This window comes from Moraxella sp. K23 (assembly GCF_041154765.1).
Lineage (GTDB): Bacteria > Pseudomonadota > Gammaproteobacteria > Pseudomonadales > Moraxellaceae > Faucicola > Faucicola tetraodonis.
In genome coordinates this window covers 70,919-88,560 of sequence record NZ_AP031595.1, presented here as the reverse complement: position 1 = coordinate 88,560, position 17,642 = coordinate 70,919, and the positions used below count along the sequence as shown (strand labels likewise).

The 17,642-nt window shown below is 44.6% G+C and carries 15 protein-coding genes; 5 read left to right on the top strand and 10 right to left on the bottom strand.

The genetic code is table 11. The features are described from left to right. Positions 1-197 precede the first annotated feature (197 nt). Complete coding sequence (locus tag ACAM37_RS00410) at positions 198-1,859, top strand: electron transfer flavoprotein-ubiquinone oxidoreductase (RefSeq protein WP_007115862.1); 1,662 nt, start codon at positions 198-200, stop codon at positions 1,857-1,859. A 62-nt stretch (positions 1,860-1,921) separates the two neighbouring features. Here the strand turns inward: ACAM37_RS00410 and ACAM37_RS00405 are convergent, their stop codons facing one another. The 3 genes from ACAM37_RS00405 to recG all read right to left on the bottom strand — a co-directional run bounded on the left by ACAM37_RS00405 (position 1,922) and on the right by recG (position 6,516). Further along, positions 1,922-3,739 (bottom strand): alkaline phosphatase D family protein, encoded by a 1,818-nt coding sequence (locus tag ACAM37_RS00405; RefSeq protein WP_369626267.1) that lies wholly within the window; start codon positions 3,737-3,739, stop codon positions 1,922-1,924. 235 nt (positions 3,740-3,974) lie between these two features. Then, entirely contained in the window at positions 3,975-4,154 is a 180-nt protein-coding gene (locus tag ACAM37_RS00400; RefSeq protein WP_007115860.1) for a hypothetical protein, read from the bottom strand. A gap of 208 nt (positions 4,155-4,362) precedes the next feature. Beyond that, entirely contained in the window at positions 4,363-6,516 is a 2,154-nt protein-coding gene (recG, locus tag ACAM37_RS00395; protein WP_099807411.1) for an ATP-dependent DNA helicase RecG, read from the bottom strand. Positions 6,517-6,613: 97 nt separating this feature from the next. Here recG and ACAM37_RS00390 point away from each other — a divergent pair, with 97 nt between their 5' ends. After that, positions 6,614-7,699: an NYN domain-containing protein gene (locus tag ACAM37_RS00390; protein WP_099807410.1), complete on the top strand. Its 1,086-nt coding sequence runs from the start codon at positions 6,614-6,616 to the stop codon at positions 7,697-7,699. Between the two features lie 7 nt (positions 7,700-7,706). Next, a complete protein-coding gene (locus ACAM37_RS00385) occupies positions 7,707-8,603 on the top strand; it encodes a patatin-like phospholipase family protein (RefSeq protein WP_099807409.1) in 897 nt (298 codons plus the stop codon). Between the two features lie 49 nt (positions 8,604-8,652). Here the strand turns inward: ACAM37_RS00385 and ACAM37_RS00380 are convergent, their stop codons facing one another. Further along, entirely contained in the window at positions 8,653-9,186 is a 534-nt protein-coding gene (locus tag ACAM37_RS00380; protein ID WP_065253570.1) for a hypothetical protein, read from the bottom strand. Positions 9,187-9,702: 516 nt separating this feature from the next. Between ACAM37_RS00380 and argA the strand changes: the two genes are divergently transcribed. Further along, positions 9,703-11,061: an amino-acid N-acetyltransferase gene (argA, locus tag ACAM37_RS00375; RefSeq protein WP_065253583.1), complete on the top strand. Its 1,359-nt coding sequence runs from the start codon at positions 9,703-9,705 to the stop codon at positions 11,059-11,061. Between the two features lie 98 nt (positions 11,062-11,159). Here the strand turns inward: argA and ACAM37_RS00370 are convergent, their stop codons facing one another. From ACAM37_RS00370 to ACAM37_RS00345, 6 genes are all read right to left on the bottom strand, one after another. Next, positions 11,160-11,954: an FKBP-type peptidyl-prolyl cis-trans isomerase gene (locus tag ACAM37_RS00370; protein WP_369626266.1), complete on the bottom strand. Its 795-nt coding sequence runs from the start codon at positions 11,952-11,954 to the stop codon at positions 11,160-11,162. A 100-nt stretch (positions 11,955-12,054) separates the two neighbouring features. Continuing rightward, a complete protein-coding gene (locus ACAM37_RS00365; RefSeq protein WP_369626265.1) occupies positions 12,055-12,900 on the bottom strand; it encodes an FKBP-type peptidyl-prolyl cis-trans isomerase in 846 nt (281 codons plus the stop codon). Between the two features lie 362 nt (positions 12,901-13,262). Continuing rightward, positions 13,263-13,898 (bottom strand): lysophospholipid acyltransferase family protein, encoded by a 636-nt coding sequence (locus ACAM37_RS00360; RefSeq protein ID WP_369626264.1) that lies wholly within the window; start codon positions 13,896-13,898, stop codon positions 13,263-13,265. A gap of 101 nt (positions 13,899-13,999) precedes the next feature. Further along, entirely contained in the window at positions 14,000-14,338 is a 339-nt protein-coding gene (locus ACAM37_RS00355; RefSeq protein ID WP_060995363.1) for a YnfA family protein, read from the bottom strand. Between the two features lie 113 nt (positions 14,339-14,451). Next, positions 14,452-16,341, bottom strand: a complete 1,890-nt coding sequence (parE, locus tag ACAM37_RS00350) for a DNA topoisomerase IV subunit B (protein ID WP_369626263.1) — start codon at positions 16,339-16,341, stop codon at positions 14,452-14,454. A gap of 120 nt (positions 16,342-16,461) precedes the next feature. Then, positions 16,462-17,091: a YqiA/YcfP family alpha/beta fold hydrolase gene (locus ACAM37_RS00345; protein WP_369626262.1), complete on the bottom strand. Its 630-nt coding sequence runs from the start codon at positions 17,089-17,091 to the stop codon at positions 16,462-16,464. Between the two features lie 259 nt (positions 17,092-17,350). Here ACAM37_RS00345 and ACAM37_RS00340 point away from each other — a divergent pair, with 259 nt between their 5' ends. Beyond that, the gene (locus ACAM37_RS00340; protein WP_369626261.1) at positions 17,351-17,629 is read left to right on the top strand and encodes a DUF1289 domain-containing protein; all 279 of its coding nucleotides are present in this window, start codon (positions 17,351-17,353) and stop codon (positions 17,627-17,629) included. The last annotated feature ends 13 nt before the right edge of the window (positions 17,630-17,642 follow it).

Here is a 17,642-nt window from a genome sequence, read left to right as displayed (position 1 = left end):
AGCCTGCGCCAGCAATTATTTGATGAACTGATAATCAAAGGCTAACCTTCTAGATCACTAGCCTTGCAAAAATCATCGTGATGCAACTTAAGTTGAAAGGCTGTCAGATGTAAGCTGATAAATCGCATTGTTTAACCCAATGCGAGCAAGGTTAAGTAAGTTGTCATCACTGAATTTTATTTTTCTAAGGAGTTTGTATGCAAGACATCGAACGCGAGCAAATGGAGTTTGACGTAGTTATCGTGGGTGGCGGACCTTCAGGTCTATCTGCGGCAATTCGTCTACGTCAACTTGCCATTGCTGCTGGCAATCCTGATTTTAGTGTGTGTATCGTTGAAAAAGGGTCAGAATTTGGTGCCCATATCTTATCAGGTGCGGTCATGGAACCTAACGCACTGACTGAACTGATTCCTGATTGGAAAGAAAAAGGTGCGCCCGTTCGCGTGCAAACCAAAGGTGACCGCGTCTATATGCTCAAAAATGAGACCAAATACCGCGAATTGCCAGAAAAAATCGTCCCAAGCTTGATGCACAACCATGGCAACTACATTATCTCATTGGGTAACCTTGTGCGTTGGTTAGCCACCCAAGCCGAAGAGCTTGAAGTGATGATGTTCCCAGGTTTTTCTGCCGCTGAAATTCTGTACAACGAAGATGGTTCTGTTCGTGGCGTATTGACGGGTGACATGGGCGTCAATGCCGAAGGTCAACCAAAATCAGGCTATGAGCCAGGCTATGAGCTACTGGCAAAATACACCATTTTTGCTGAAGGTTGCCGTGGTCACTTAGGTAAACGCTTAATCAGCCGTTTTAACCTATCAGAAGGCAAAGACCCGCAGCACTACGGGATTGGCTTAAAAGAGCTTTGGGAAATTGACCCTGCCAAACACCAAGAAGGTATGGTGCTGCACGGTTCAGGTTGGCCACTTAGCGAGACGCATAGTAATGGTGGTTGGTGGTTATACTTTGATGAAAACAACCAAGTGTCATTTGGTATGGTGATTGATTTGTCTTATCACAACCCTTACCTATCGCCATTTGATGAGTTACAACGTCTAAAAACCCACCCGCTCATTCGCAATATTTTAGAAGGCGGTAAACGCTTATCTTACGGTGCGCGTGCCTTGACCAAAGGCGGTTTAAACTCATTACCAAAACTATATTTTGCCGGTGGTGTGTTAGTGGGGGACGATGCAGGTTTCCTAAACCCAGCAAAAATCAAAGGTACTCATACCGCCATTAAGTCAGGTATGTTAGCCGCGGAAGCCGTGTATGAAGCGATTGCTGCCGGTCGTCAACATGACGAAGTGCCCACCTATGAGCAAAAATTCAAAGCATCATGGCTCTACAACGACATGTACCAAGCGCGTAACTTCGCAAATGCGATGCACCGCATGGGTATCTGGATGGGCGGTGCATTCAACTTCCTAGAGCAAAATATATTTAAGGGTAAAATGCCTCTGACTATTCGTGACAGAATGCCAGACTACGATGTGCTTGAGCGCGCAGACCACGCTTATATCCCTGAGTATCCAAAGCCCGATGGTAAGCTGACCTTTGATAAATTATCTTCCGTGTTTATCTCCAATACCAACCACGCTGAAGATCAACCTTGTCACCTAAAATTAACCGATCCAGAGGTGCCAATTAAGCGTAACCTCAAAATCTTTGCTGAGCCTGCACAGCGTTACTGCCCAGCAGGGGTATATGAAGTGGTACAAAGTGACAGCGGCGCAAAATTTGTGATCAACTCACAAAACTGTGTGCACTGTAAAACTTGTGATATCAAAGACCCCTCACAAAACATCACGTGGGTCACGCCAGAAGGCGGTGGTGGTCCAAACTACCCAAATATGTAATGATGTATCAAAAAAAAGCCGCTAACGTTAGCGGCTTTTTTATTGGGTTTTGTCAAAGTTGTTTAAACTAAAAAAGGCTCACCCACTTTGACACGCATGGTTTTACCAACACTACTTGAATAAGTGGGCTTGGTGATATCGCTGACAAATACCCACTCGCTGGTGCATTGCTCAGGGGTCACTGTCACAATCATATAACCGCGCTGAGAGGTGTCACACCATTTTAACGTACCACCTTTGACCAGCATAGGTAGCCCCAGTGCTAACTGTCTTGGGTCAACTGTTGCTAAGTATTCTTCAAAACCTGGCGATGTCACTGACTGTACCGCAAACTCCACCCCAACGGGTTCGCCTTTGACATTGACTAGATTATTCGCCCAAGCGTTATGGGTATCGCCTGCCAATACCACTAAGTTTTTTTGCATCGCGTTGGCAATACCATAAATCATCTCGCGTGCCACCGCATAACCATCCCACGCATCCAGGTTATAAGGAATGAATGGCGCTTGCTGCAACTGTTGTACCATCCTCTGCTCTTGCGGCGTTAAGGTAGTTGGGGCGGTTTGCGCTTTTTGCATTAGGGTCAGATAAGTGACGGCATCTACGCCCAAAGCAGGGTTCATAAAGTTGAGCAGTACGGGTGCAGGAATAAACATCTGCCCCATCACCACTTGCTGGCCTAGAATTTGCCAAGTCGACTTTGACGCTTGCAATTGACCTGCTAGCCAGTTTTGTTGTGACAAACCAATCATTTGGCGGCTGGTATCTTGCATTGCTGCGGTGAATTTTGCGGCATCTAAAGTGAGCTGACCATTGGCGTCTTTAACTAAAAAATTATTGTAATCTAGCTGTTTGTCCCGGGCAATGACACGGGTGTCTAGCATATGTAGACTGAGTAAATTACCAAAATCAAAACTACGATAAATTTGCGTCATCACACTATTACGCGTGGGCATCCATTCATGATAGGCTTTCATGGCGTCCATTTTGCGCTGATTCCAGTCGCCTTCATTAGATTGGTGATTTTCGGCACCTTCTTTGAAGGTGTCATTACTAATCTCATGGTCGTCCCATACCGCAATCATTGGCATGGCGGCATGTACAGCTTGCAAATCTTTATCGGTACGATATTGGGCATAGCGCAAGCGATAGCCAGTAATGGTGAGCAATTCTTCCATTGGAATGACTTCACGATTGAGCTGTGCGGCCTGGCTTGAAGCATAGGCAGGCACCGTTTTACCTTGGTCATCGATGGTATGACGACCATATTCATAGATATAATCACCTAAGTGCAGCAGCACATCGACATCGCTACGCTTGGCAATATCGGCATACGCGTGAAAATAGCCTGCAGGATAGTTTGAACAGCTCACCACCGCAAGTTTTACTTGATTGACATTCGTGACAGGTAGGGTTTTGGTTTTGCCAATCGGACTGGTGACACCACCACATATAAATCGATAGAAGTAAGACGTATTCGGCTGTAAACCCGTGGCATCCACTTTGACCGTATAATCTTGCCCACCGTTTGTTTTGCTCGTGCCTTTATGGATGATGGTGTTAAACGTATTATCACTGGCAATTTGCCACTCGACATCAAGGCTGCTGCCACTGCTCACCGGTGTCACCCGAGTCCATAAAATCACTTTGTCAGCAAGCGGGTCACCACTGGCTACGCCATGTAAAAAACTAACCTGCGCTGTGTTATCATTATCATCATTGTCATTATTACAGCCCATCAGCATCATCGATGCACCTGCGGCAGTCGCAAGCGAGGTAGATTGTAAAAAACGACGACGGTTGATAGCTGGGGTTGATGGCTGGGTGTCTTTAAGCAAATTGTGGATAGGAGAATTTTGCTCAGCAGGCGGTTTGGTCATGGGGTTTCCTCTAGATAAGGCAAAGCCAAAATGTGATAAAAATGGGTGATATAACTAGGAAACATTAGCTGACGAAGGTGACAACCGTATGACGATTGAATGAACAATTTACGGCAAATTCTAGCCAATAAAAAAGCTGACCGAAGTCAGCTTTTATGCAGTCAAAAATCTCTATAATAAAATATACAGGCAATAAAATTAGGCTAAAAACCTAGTCGCTTATCAAGACTAGTAGCTAGATACCCACGGCCGTTTTGAATGCCGCTTCATCAAAATCGTCACTATGGGTCACAACGATGGTGCCATTAGGGTTAATGTTGACAAACTTGACCCCTTTGATGTCTTCGGTTTTTTTGATGATTTCATCCGCATGCGCTTTGTCTGCGATAGGTACATCATATTTGGTTTGTGGCATAACATATATCCTTAAAATATTGATAATTCTAAATTAATAACCGTGATATTGCCTCATGTATAAAAAATCAACTAAAACCAATAGCCATGCAAGTGTACATTCATCAATCAGTCATATGGCATAAAATAACAAAAAATTGCGGATGTGAATAGGCGCTTTATCCGTAAAAACAACGCTTTATCAGAATTTAAGCCTCTACTATGGGCTATCATGCGTTAATGTATTTGATGGCATCGGGTGTCCAATGACTGATATATTGCTGCACTTGTGATTTGCGATTTTCATCAGCAATTAGGTACTTAGCAATCGCTTGCGCCACGATTAGCAAGCTTTCATCTCTGGCTAGGTCACTGACATAGTAGCTGTCAAACCCCGTCTGCCGTTTACCCAAAAGCTCCCCTGCACCGCGCAGTTCCAAATCTTTTTGCGCAATCACAAAGCCATCGTTGCTATCTCGTAGCACATTGAGCCGCTCGATACCCGTTTCTGATAGTGGCGTTTGATAAAGCAATACGCAAAAGCTTTTTTGCGTGCCACGTCCCACGCGTCCGCGTAGCTGGTGCAATTGCGATAACCCTAATCGCTCAGCATTTTCAATCACCATCAGCGAAGCATTGGGCACATCGACCCCGACTTCAATCACGGTGGTAGCCACTAGCAAAGCGGTTTTACCCGCTTTAAAATCCGCCATGACCGCTTGTTTGTCATTGGGCTTCATTTTGCCATGCACCAAACCAATGTTCAGATTGAGCCTGTCATTCAAATCGGCATAAGTCGCTTCAGCGGCTTGCGCATCAAGCATGGTTGACTCTTCGACCAGTGGGCACACCCAGTAAGCTTGTTTGCCTTGCTCGCAGTTGGCAGCGATACGTTCAATCACTTCATCACGTCGGTCACGGCTTATGGTGACGGTGGTGATGGGGGTGCGGTTGGGCGGCAGCTCATCAATGATGGACGTATCCATATCACCAAATGCACTCATGGCAAGGGTACGCGGTATGGGTGTGGCTGTCATAATCAGCTGATGCGGTGTGGTATGCGCCAAGCCTTTATCTACTAGCGCCATTCGCTGCTCCACCCCAAAACGGTGCTGCTCATCGATAATCACCAAGCCCAACTTGGCAAAATTGACATGTTCTTGAAATAGCGCATGCGTACCGACCACGATTTGTACCTCGTTGTCTTGTACTTGTTGCAAGGCTTTTTCACGCGCTTTGGCTGTTTGCTTGCCCACCAGCCAACCCACACCGATGCCAAGCGGTTTAAACCAGCTTTTAAAGTTATTAAGATGTTGCTCCGCCAAAATCTCTGTCGGTGCCATCACTGCCACTTGCCAGCCGCTATCAAGCGCATAGCACGCCGCCAAAGCTGCTACCAAGGTTTTGCCTGCGCCAACATCGCCTTGCACGAGTCGCAGCATGGGCACTGACGTTGACAAATCTTTGACGATTTCCGCTACTACCCGATTTTGGGCATGGGTAGGGGTAAAAGGTAAATTGGCTAACAGCCGATTGGCAAGCGCGCTTGTGGCATCGCAGCGCGGTGCTTTATGCTGATAAAGTTGTTGCTTGCGGTACAGTAGACTCAGCTGGTGCGCCAGCATTTCTTCGATAATGAGCCGCTGACACGTCGGATGACTGCGATTTTTTAACGCCTCTAATACCAAAATTTGCTTGTTCAAATCGGTATAAATCGGTGGCTGATGGATAAAGCTAATGGCTTCTAGCAAGCTAAATTCCCCAAATGGGTTGTGGCTACCTGCCAGTAACGGAAACTGTTGGCTCAGCGCATTTTGTACGATTTGCCACTCAGCATCACTGATAGTAGCCATCACAGGATTGGCTTGTTTAACCGTCTGCAGCGCAAGTCGAATCAAGCTACGCAGTTTATTTTGATGCAAGTTTTTGACCGTTGGATAAACAGGTATGAGCCCTGTATTGGTCAGGGGTTGATGTCCAGTAATAATTTCATATTCAGGGTGGCTGATTTGGGTGCCATACTTACTTATACTGATTTCGCCAAACACACGCAAGGTATTGCCCACTGCCATGGTTTCGGTCAATCCACGATAGACCTTGAAAAAGCGTAATGTTGTTTGCGCTGTGCTATCTTGCAATGTCACGCTCAAGCCCATCTTTTTGTTGTCGACGCGGACAACGGTGCCTTGTAGCAATGCCGATTGTCCATCGACGACATCACACATGTTGACCAGTCGGCTGCGATCTTCATAATCACGCGGCAAATGTAGCAACAAATCAAACACGCGCTCAATACCAAGTTGGTCAAGCTGTTCAGCGATTTTGCTACCCACGCCAGCGAGCGCAGTAACAGGAAGATTAAAGATGTCAGGTTTTAGCGTCATATTATAAAGTTAGCTTATCTGCCTATAATAAAAATAGCATGAAAAAACACCAAATTAAGTTAGAATACATAGCGACACAATTTACGCTTTATAACCGATGAACTCAACAAATTTATCATTTAATAATATTGCTGTTTTGATTGATGGCGATAATATCAATGCAAAAAATATTGAAAGTATTCTAGCTAAAGTCAGTACCTTTAGCACAATCGCCTGCAAGCGAATTTATGGCGACTTTAAACAAGGCAAACTAACAACTTGGGATGATATATCACTGAAGTTATTACTTGAACAAGTGCATATTCCCGCCTACGTTAAAGGTAAAAATGCGACTGATATCGCTTTAGCTATTGATGCCGTTGACTTATCTTATCTTGATTACGACTGTTTTTGTATCATCTCATCAGACAGTGACTTTAGCATATTAGCCAAAAACTTACGTACCAAAGGCAAGAAAGTTTTTGGCTTTGGCAAATCGACTACTGTAGAATCGTTTAAAGTCGCTTGCGATGATTATTTTGTAATGGATGATACAATACCGCCAGAGCCAAGCAATAGCGCGACCAAACCAACCCCAAGTCAACAGTTAACTGATACATCTTTTACTCAAAAGTTGGCTATGAATGAAAGCGTATCTGAGCCGCCTATCGCTCGCGTAATGCCGCAGCAACTAAAACAAGACACAGCTTTATTAAATGCCTGTCGGCAAAGTATCCAACATCATCGACAAAATAATAGTTGGTCAAATTTTTCCAAAGTTATCAGCCACTTAAATAGCAATTACCCAAAAATTTCGCCAAAAAATTACGGTTATAGTAAGTGGCGCAGCTTGTTTAATCAGATAGATTTATTTGAAACCCAAATGCAAAACAATCTGTTAATGATTCGACAAAAACCGAGTAAAAATAAGACAAAAAATCTGCTAACCGATGCGACTACGCTCATTCAAGAGCAAAAATTGCTCGATGATATTTATGAGATTTTCGCCAAACCCATAATCAAAAAATTGTTGACTAAAAACCAAGGTTGGCTACATATTGGACAGTTTGGCAGTGAGCTTAAGAACAAAGGCTATAACCCCACCCAATTTGGGGTTAAAAATTTTACCAAATTGGCAGAAAATATTGCTATTTTAAAAGTTAAAAGACAACCCAGTGTCATTATGATTGCTCTACGTACTTAGGCTTGCTATGAAACCGCTTTCTTTTTTTGCCCTGATAACTACTAGCATTTTTTTTACGGTTACCGCTTGCACTAAAACGCCATTGATACCCACACAACCTACTAAACCATCCGTTCAACCATCAGCAAAACCCAAAATCGCCCTTGTATTAGGCGGGGGCGGTGCCAAAGGCTTTGCCCATGTCGGCGTCATCAAGGTACTGGAAAAAAATGGCATCACCCCTGACTTAATCGTCGGTACCAGTAGCGGCAGTCTAGTCGGTAGTTTATACGCCAGTGGCAAGTCCGCTAGCGAACTTGAAGACATCGCGACCCATGTTAGCAATAATGAATTGCTTGATTATAGCTGGAGCAAACAAGGCTTTATCGAAGGCATCAAATTACAAAACTGGGTAAATATTCAAGTCGATAATCAACCGATTGAAAAACTCCCCATCCGTTTTGCCAGCGTTGCCACCGATTTAACCACCAAGCAAAAAGCCGTCTTTGATAAAGGCAATACTGGTCTTGCGGTGCGTGCGTCCAGTAGCGTGTATGGCGTTTTTGTACCGCCACGTATCAACAACAAACGCTATGGCGATGGCGGTCTGACAAGCCTTGTGCCTGTGCAAACTGCCAAACAAATGGGCGCAGACGTTATCATCGCGGTAGATGTTTCAAGCCCGCCAAAAAATAGCCATCCACAAGATTTTTGGGCGCTACTGGATAAGACATTTGCCGTCATGCCCAATCAAGCAAATGCTGCTGAAATTAAATTAGCGGACGTGGTGATACGCCCGGCCGTTGGTGATATTGGCACGACCAATACCGTAGCCAGAGAGGCGACGATAAAAGCAGGCGAAATTGCAACCTTAGCAAAGCTCAGCGATATCGAGCAAAAAATCGGCAAGTTTCAAAAATTGTAACTAAAAAAACCGCTCATTCAATTGAGCGGTTTTATGCGTTGAGCGCTTATTATTTTACTTTTAAACGATATTTCACCATCGCTACTTCATTAAGACCCAAACCTGGTACATCCCACTGTATGGCTTTATAGTAAGCCATCGGTAGGTTCTGTAGCACGCCATTCATGTTGGTCTTTAGCGGCATATATTGAAAATTGGCACCGTCCATACTACCAAACGCGCGGGTTGGCTCCACATCGCTTGTGCTCACTAATTCCATATTGGCTGGAATGTTCATGGTCACTTTCATGTTGCGGATACGGTCGGGGCTGTTATTGGTTAAGTAGCCGCGATACTCTACGACGTTGCCTGATGCAAGGCGCGTTTGTGCATTGACGGGGCTTAACACTTCTTGACCTTGTGGATCCTGACCAACAACAGAGGCTAAAATGCGGGTTTGAACTTGACCAGCAGCGGGTGCTGAGATAGGCGCTGCTTGATTATTATCAACAGGGTCTAATGCCACCGTTGGTAGCACAGCCATTGCGGCGGCTGATGCCCCAAGTGAGGCGGTCATTAGCGCGAATACTGAAAGCTTTTGCATGAATATTCTCCATTAAATCATGATTTTCAAATGTTCAAAATTGTTGTGTCAGCGGGTGTTAGCGTATTCTCTTTTTTTGGCAGGTTGGCATACACCGCTGATTGGGTGGTCAAATAGGTTAAGGCTCGACTATAGATTAGCATAACAAACTTTACAATTTAACTCACTATCAAGTTGAAAGTTGCGGGATGAATTTACTAAATACAAACAGCGCAGCCAAAATCAGTAAGATTAGCTATTGTATTTTGTAAGGTTTATTGATAGCCTTATCGTTAGTCTCTTAGCGACATATCGCAATCACGCTGTTAAACATACATGTATGTTTAATTACATGTATGTTTAATTAAAAGAGACAAAAACTTTATCGTGCGCTGTTTGTACGTCTACTTTTTTATCATGTCTACTGTTATCATGCCAACTTCAACCGATACTTCAGCAAGTTTTACCCATGGCAATGCACCACTTGCCGATGGCGAAACCATGACTGACAATAACCCTATACTTGCCTATCACGCTATGATTGATTTACCCAATACTGCCCAACAAAATGCCGCTGCCACAACCCCAGCTTATGTTACCCCGCCTTATGTATTATGGTTTCGTAACTTTGCGCCCTATATCAACACTCATCGTGGCAAGACCTTTGTCATTATGTTCAATGGCGAAGCAGTCAATCACGACAATTTTAGCCATTTGATTCATGATTTTGCGCTGCTGCATAGTCTTGGTATTAAGCTCGTACTCGTCCACGGTGCGCGTCCGCAAATTGATGCCAATCTTGCCGAGAATCATATCGAAACACCGATGGCAGATGATGTGCGCATCACCACAAAAGAAGCCATGCCGTACATCCTAAAAGCCGTTGGCTCAATTCGCCTGCAAATTGAAGCGCAGCTATCCATGGGGCTTGCCAACTCGCCGATGTATGGCTCTCGTATTGATGCCATCTCAGGCAACTTCGTCACCGCCCGTCCTTACGGTATCCGTAATGGCATCGATTATCAATTTACTGGAGAAGTCCGCGCGATTGATGCCGAAGCCATCCACAACAATTTAATCCATGATCATGTGGTGATTTTGGGCAGTATGGGCTATTCTGCGACAGGCGAAGTATTTAACCTGCTGGCTGAAGATGTGGCGTTACAAGCCGCGATTAGTCTAAAAGCGGATAAATTAATTTTCTTGGGTGAGCAAACAGGTATCTATAAAGATGGCACTCACCTGCTTAAAGAAATGATTCCGCATGAAGTGACACGCTTCTTACGTGATGTTCCTGAAAGCTCAGAAATCGCGCGTTTCTTACGGGCGGCAAGCGATGCTTGTCAATACGGTATCCACCGTACCCATATCATCTCCTATGCCAAAGATGGTGCACTGCTTGAAGAGTTATTTACCCGTGATGGCTCAGGGACGTTAATTTCCCATGACCCGTATGAAGAAATTCGCCGTGCCGATATCGACGATGTGGTAGGTTTGATTGAACTGCTAGAGCCACTCGAAGAACAAGGTATTTTGGTCCGTCGTTCGCGTGAGCGTTTAGAGAGCGATATCGAAAACTTTAGCGTGATTGAGCGTGATGGCATGGTGCTAGGCTGCGCGGCTTTATACCCACTCAACGACCAAGCCGCGGAAGTGGCTTGTGTGGCTGTTCATCCCGATTATCGCAATGGTAGCCGTGGCGCAGATTTGATGGCATTTTTAGAGCAACAAGCGCGTAGCCGTGGCATCCATGAACTCTATGTCTTGACTACTCGTACCGCACATTGGTTTGTCGAGCATGGGTTTATGGAAGTCCCTGCTGAATCGCTACCGGCTGACCGCTATGCTTTTTATGACAATACCCGTAACTCTAAAGTATTAAAAAAGGTGCTTTAAAGGTACGCTTTTCAACCCATCATACAAAAAACGCTCAATAGGAATATGAGCGTTTTTTCATAGCCAAGCTGGGGGAAAACTTTAAGATGGGAGAAAACTTAAAGTTTGACGGGTTGGGTCACAGGTGGATTGACTTGTAACAGCTCAATATCAAAAATCAACACGCTATTGGGTTCGATATCGGCATTGCCTGCTTCGCCATACCCCAAATTAGTGGGGACAAACAGACGGTATTTACCCCCTTCTTTCATCAACTGTAGCCCTTCTGTCCAACCTTTAATCACTTGATTGAGTGGGAAAGTCACAGGTTCGCCACGTTTATAAGAGCTGTCAAAAATGGTACCGTCAATCAAGCGCCCTTCGTAGTGGACTTTGACTTTGTCCGTCGCTTTAGGCGATTTGCCTCTTCCTTGTGTTAGCACTTGGTATTGTAGACCCGACGCAGTAGTCTTCACGCCTGATTTTTTGCCGTTTTCTAGCAAGAACTGTTTGCCTTTTGCCGCATTGCTCGCTGCTAACGCTTGTACTTCTTTGGCATAGGCAATTTCTTTGTTTTTTTGATAGTCGAGCAATACTTTTTGCATTTGTTTTTTGTCAAGATTGGGCGACTGCGCTGAGTAGGCATCTCGAAATCCCTGAAAAAACGCATCAAGATTTAAGTCATCAATACTGTCTTTATTGCTCTCACCCATCAGATAGCCAAAGCTATAGCCGACTTGTGCCAATGCTGGGCTAGTTGCCGTCACTGTGGACTTTGGTACATACACAGAGGACGCAACTTTGTTTGTGCCAGTGCTGGCGGGTGCGGCATTTGCACTGATTGACGTAACTGCTAATAGCATGCCAGTAGCGATGCCAGTCACTAAACTTACTTTTTTATATCCTAAAATCATTGGGATGTTCCTTTGCCATCGTGCCGATGAGTAGGGCGAGCGAATTCGATAGTTGCGCTTGCCCAGCTGATTGAGATCACCTATCCGACGCCAACCCCACCTATTGAGCAGGTTGAGAAGCTGACTGCATGGATTCAATTTGTTGTTGTAGTTGGGCTTGGATATCCGCTGCGGCAGGCTGCGCGGCATCAGCCGGTGGATTGACTTTTAGCAAATCAACATCAAAAATGAGCACACTATTTGGCTCAATACCACCTTGAGGGGCACCTTGCTCACCATAAGCAAGTTTTGATGGAATGTAGAAGCGATATTTGCCGCCTTCTTTCATCAATTGTAAGCCTTCAGTCCAACCCGGGATAACTTGGTTAAGCGGGAATACCGCAGGTTGACCACCATGCTGTGCGGTGCTATCAAACACTTTACCGTCTAACAATTTACCTTCATATTGTACTGCTACGATGTCTGTGGCTTTTGGCTGCGCGCCGGTACCTTCTTTGAGCACTTCATACTGTAAGCCAGACGCGGTAGTTTTAACACCCGCTTTTTTAGCATTTTGCGCTAAGAAAGCCTCGCCTTTGGTTTGGTTGTCTTTTAGGCGTTTTTGCATTTGGTTTTGCTCATAGGTTTGTACCGCTTTAATCATTTCTTCACGGGTCATGGTCGATTCTTTACCATTAAAACCGTCATTGATGCCTTGATTGATATCAGCAGGATTGAGGTCTTTGGCGTCTTTTTTGACGTTTTGACCCATCATATAACCTAGGCTATAACCTACCTTTGCCACTTCACTGCTTTGGGCATTAATAGCGGCTGAATTACCCGCCAATTGACGGCTACCGATGGCGGCTACTTGTGGGTCGTTGCCAAAACTTTTGATAAAAACGGGTGATAATGCCAAAGCACCTAACACAACTGCTGCCAATACGGGAACTGTATTATTGCTCATAAAATTTCCTATCTGATATGTCCAATTAAGGTCTAATAATTACTAAAAAATCGTCTCAAAATTGTATCTATCATAGCAGAAATAGTTTGTAAAACCTATGACATCGTCAGGTTTAGGTTTTTTTGTGTGCAAATAGGGGCGATAGCAAAACGGTCTTTACCTTGATACCCTTTTGTTGAACGTATTGTCAGCAAAAGGACTTTCATAGCGAATTTTTACCCTTTTTTTACCCTATCAGCCCGCTAATAAGAAATGGATTGAATGTGACAGCAGAGTTGTTAAGCCCTTAATATAAAGCTACCTTAACTAAAAGTAGCTTAACGTAAAGACAGCATAAGAAATTTATGGGGTAGCTAAGACAGTTAGCCATGCAAATCTTGTAACGGCTGTGACATTTTTTCAAAATGCTTACCCAAAACGCCACGATAGTTTTCTAAAATTTTGGGCAAATCGGCGTCATAGTCGCCCGTTGGGTAAAACAAGGGCATAAAGCGCATTTGCTTGGTGTTATAGTCCATCGCAATCGGTAAAATCGGTACGCCCGCCCCTACGGCAATATGATAAAACCCTGTTTTCCATTTTTCGGTATAACTGCGGGTCCCTTCAGGTGCCAACCCTAACCAAAGCTGCTCTTGTTGGTTAAATTGCTCAATGGCGGCCTGCAAAGTTGAACCTTTTTTCTGACGGTCAATCGAAATCATCCCACCCCATTTTAAGAAAGACCCGATGAGGGGAATACGAAACAGCTCTTTTTTACCCATCAATTTAAAATCAATGCCAACCGATAAAATACCCATCACCGCGTTCCAACCGTCTTCGTTTGAGGTGTGCGGGGCAGCGAGCATCACCAGTTGTTTGACATCAGGTACGTCACCGACCACTTGCCAACCTGTTATTTGTAAATATTTTTTGGCAAGTTTGGCAATTTTTGGGTCATGACGGCGCGGCACGTTAGACCCAAAGTGGCTAGGGTCTACTGGCGTTTGGTTGATATCCATGAATATACTCTTTGAGATACTAGATTGAATTAAGATACTAGGCTAAAATTTTCAGTTTACATTAGTTCACTGAAATTAGCAAATTTGTTGATTGGCGGAGTCTATAACAAACTTTTGGGCTGAAGGATGATAATACTTGCGCCCAACAATATTACCAAACCGCCGATGCTGTCCCAGTGAGTCAGAGAAACGCCATCGACAAATTTCAGCCATATCAAAGCCGTCGCGATATATATGCCACCATATGCGGCATACACTCGCCCTGTCGCTGTGGGATGAAGGGTCAATAACCATACGAACAGGGCGAGCGTGATGGTCATAGGTACAATGAGCCAAAGCGGTTTATGCTGTTTGAGCATCAGATAGCCAAGATAGCAACTGACAATCTCGGCAATGGCGGTGATAAAGAATAACAGCAGGGTAATCAACAATTTAGTCATATTCGCGGATTTGCCCCATGTTAGATGTTAGGCAGAAAGGGAAAGTTGATAAATCGCATCTACAAAAGTATGCGCTAGCATTGTAGGCTTAACGTCAATCATTTGCGTAGCCATTAAACCCCAATTTCCGCCAAATCGCCTTTTTGCTCAAGCCATGTTTTACGGTCGCTGGCGCGTTTTTTGGCAAGCAGCATATCCATCATGCTATCGGTTGCAGTTGGGTCATCAAGGTCTAGCTGCACCAAACGTCGCGTATCAGGATTCATCGTGGTTTCACGTAGCTGTTCGGCACTCATCTCGCCCAAACCTTTAAAACGGGTAATTTGCGGCTTTTTATTTTTTGCCACTTTTTTCAAGATTTGCTCAAGCTCGTCATTATCAAGGGCGTACTCCACATCTTTGCCAATATCAATGCGGTATAGTGGTGGCATAGCGACATACAAATGCCCTGCATCAACGACTGCTTTAAAATGTTTGACAAACAGCGCACACAGCAGCGTGGCAATATGCAGTCCATCCGAATCGGCATCCGCCAAAATACAGATTTTATCATAACGCAGCTCGCTCAAGTCGTCCGAATCAGGATCAACGCCAATGGCAATGGCAATGTTGTGGATTTCTTCACTGGCAAGCACCGTATCGGGCGATACTTCCCATGTGTTCAAAATCTTGCCTCGCAGGGGCATAATCGCTTGGAAGTGACGGTCACGGGCTTGTTTTGCCGAGCCACCTGCCGAATCCCCTTCCACCAAAAACAGCTCTGCGCCATCTCGCAAATCGCCGCGACAATCCGCCAATTTGCCTGGCAGTGCCGGTCCTTGGGTGATTTTTTTACGCTCGACTTTTTTGGCGGATTTGAGGCGTTTGCCCGCTTTATTAATCGCCAATTCAGCGATTTGTTTGGCAATCTCCGAGTTTTGATTGAGCCACAGGCTAAAGCCATCTTTGGCAAAGGCTTGTACCACGCCCGCCGCTTCTCGGCTCGATAGGCGTTCTTTGGTCTGCCCGCTAAATTGGGGTTCGGAGAATTTTAGCGATAAAATATAATTGACCCCATCCCACACATCTTCAGGAGCGAGTTTGACGTTGCGCGGCAGTAGATTGTGCAGTTCACAAAATTCTTTTAACGCGTCAGTAATACCTGTGCGTAGTCCATTGACGTGGGTGCCACCTTGTGCTGTAGGAATCAAGTTAACGTAGCTTTCTTGTACAGGCGTACCACCCTCGCTAAGCCAACAAATGGCAAAACTTAAACCTGCTCGCTCGCCTTTTTTGGCATCGTAATTAAACACAAATGGCTGTTCTGGGAGAATGATTTCTTCGACCAGTTGCTCGGTGAGATATTGCGATAGCCCATCGGTAAATTGCCAAACGTCTTTGTCGCCGTCAATGTCATTGATAAAAGTAATGGTCAGCCCTGCCGATAACACGGCTTTGGCTTTAAGATGGTGTTTGAGTTGTTTAATGTTAAATTTTGGTGAATCAAAGTATGTTTCATTGACCCAAAACCGCACGAGTGTACCGCGTTTTTTCTTGTTAGAAGACGGCGCAACCGCCAGTGGGGCAACGGCATTGCCATCGACAAATTGCATGGTAAATGCTTCGCCATTTCGCCACACAGTAACATCGACTTTGTGCGATAAGGCATTGACGACTGAAATCCCCACGCCATGCAGACCGCCTGAGACTTGATAGTTGTCGGTAGAAAATTTACCGCCTGCGTGTAAGCGGGTGAGTATCAGCTCAATGCCCGATTGCTTAAATTCGGGGTGAATGTCGGTGGGCATGCCGCGTCCGTCATCTTCGACTGATAATGAGCCATCCGTGTGCAGTATCACGGTGATGTTTTTGGCGTGACCTGCAAGGGCTTCGTCCACCGAGTTGTCGATGACTTCTTGTGCCAAGTGGTTGGGGCGGGTGGTGTCAGTGTACATACCAGGACGACGGCGTACCGGGTCAAGACCTTCTAATACTTCAAGTGATGTGGATGTGTAACTACTCATAACAACCTTAATTTTTTAAAATTTTAAATGATTCATAACAAATACAAATAGTAGATATAGCTAGTGATATGACGCAAACCCATTTTCTAGGTTAATGCTTGAACTTTTGACCAACATTTTTTATTGAATCAACGGCAAGCCGAACAAGAACAGTATGATTTGCGGTAGTTTGGTTTCAAAATCACTCATCACATGGTCGCCACCCTCTTCCACAATGATATGGCTTTGGGCATTGCTTTTTTCCAAAGCGCTTTGACTAAAATAATTGACCGCATCTTGGAAATTGAGCAACTCATCGCCTTTTTTCAAGATTACCAATAAATTCTGCGGATTGAGCGATTGTTCGGGGCGATTTGCTACCAGCCACTCAATATCTTTTTTACTAATATGCCAACCATCGGGGGTCACGTGACCGATATAATCATCGGGCAAACCGTCAAAATCTTCCCCAAAAAAACGCTTGAGACTTGTGCCACTGTGCACACTTGGATTGAGCAATACGGTTTTTTTACCTGTCAAATTTGCCAAAATATTGCCATAAAATCCCCCGAGCGAACTACCGACCAAACCTGTATTCGGGTCTTTGGCAATAATTTCTTGGATTAAAGCAATCGACTCATTGGGTGAACGATTCAAATCGGGCGCAACAACTTTGATTTGTGGGAAATATTTGGCACAAAAATCTTTGAGTTTTTGCGCTTTTTCGGCGTTTGGATTGCTATCAAGTCCGTGAATATACACAATTTGCATGGTTTTCTCGCTATTTTTTAATTATAGTAAATTATCATATCGACTGTTGTTGGTTTGGCTAACATTTAATCTTAGCATTGCTTGGCTAAAATAGCCATGATGCGAGGTTTCAACACGTTAAAATTTGTCGTGTTAGTTAGATAGCCGTAGTTGATAGTACGTTTTTGCCGCTATTATTTGATTTTCCGCCCATAACCTTATCTCTGCATAGGTGGATTACGCGTCCATTGGCATGGCGTAGTCAGGAGGTATCACCGCGATGGAGCAGCAAGAGTTATTTGAGATTGCCAGTCCTTGTATTCAAGTCTGCGAGCTTGATAAACAGGGGTATTGTAAAGGCTGTTTGCGCAATCGCACTGAGCGTGACCTTTGGCTTATGATGAATGACTCACAAAAGCGGCAAGTACTTAAGTTATTGACTATCCGACGGCTCAAACGACTGCGTGCCGAGCGTTTGGCGCACCAAACCCCTACTGCGCGAGATGATGAGATAAATTTGACATTGTTTGAAGATAATGAAAATAATGTTGGCGATTAAATGATTGTAATGT

Bases quoted from the DNA above. Each gene is read 5' to 3' on its own strand.
- ACAM37_RS00370 (WP_369626266.1), bottom strand. From the start codon at position 11,954: ATGATTTTAGGATATAAAAAAGTAAGTTTAGTGACTGGCATCGCTACT.
- ACAM37_RS00400 (WP_007115860.1), bottom strand. From the start codon at position 4,154: ATGCCACAAACCAAATATGATGTACCTATCGCAGACAAAGCGCATGCG.
- parE (WP_369626263.1), bottom strand. From the start codon at position 16,341: ATGAGTAGTTACACATCCACATCACTTGAAGTATTAGAAGGTCTTGAC.
- ACAM37_RS00360 (WP_369626264.1), bottom strand. From the start codon at position 13,898: ATGGATATCAACCAAACGCCAGTAGACCCTAGCCACTTTGGGTCTAAC.
- ACAM37_RS00340 (WP_369626261.1), top strand. From the start codon at position 17,351: ATGGAGCAGCAAGAGTTATTTGAGATTGCCAGTCCTTGTATTCAAGTC.
- ACAM37_RS00380 (WP_065253570.1), bottom strand. From the start codon at position 9,186: ATGCAAAAGCTTTCAGTATTCGCGCTAATGACCGCCTCACTTGGGGCA.
- recG (WP_099807411.1), bottom strand. From the start codon at position 6,516: ATGACGCTAAAACCTGACATCTTTAATCTTCCTGTTACTGCGCTCGCT.
- ACAM37_RS00410 (WP_007115862.1), top strand. From the start codon at position 198: ATGCAAGACATCGAACGCGAGCAAATGGAGTTTGACGTAGTTATCGTG.
- ACAM37_RS00390 (WP_099807410.1), top strand. From the start codon at position 6,614: ATGAACTCAACAAATTTATCATTTAATAATATTGCTGTTTTGATTGAT.
- ACAM37_RS00405 (WP_369626267.1), bottom strand. From the start codon at position 3,739: ATGACCAAACCGCCTGCTGAGCAAAATTCTCCTATCCACAATTTGCTT.
- argA (WP_065253583.1), top strand. From the start codon at position 9,703: ATGATTGATTTACCCAATACTGCCCAACAAAATGCCGCTGCCACAACC.
- ACAM37_RS00385 (WP_099807409.1), top strand. From the start codon at position 7,707: ATGAAACCGCTTTCTTTTTTTGCCCTGATAACTACTAGCATTTTTTTT.
- ACAM37_RS00345 (WP_369626262.1), bottom strand. From the start codon at position 17,091: ATGCAAATTGTGTATATTCACGGACTTGATAGCAATCCAAACGCCGAA.
- ACAM37_RS00355 (WP_060995363.1), bottom strand. From the start codon at position 14,338: ATGACTAAATTGTTGATTACCCTGCTGTTATTCTTTATCACCGCCATT.
- ACAM37_RS00365 (WP_369626265.1), bottom strand. From the start codon at position 12,900: ATGAGCAATAATACAGTTCCCGTATTGGCAGCAGTTGTGTTAGGTGCT.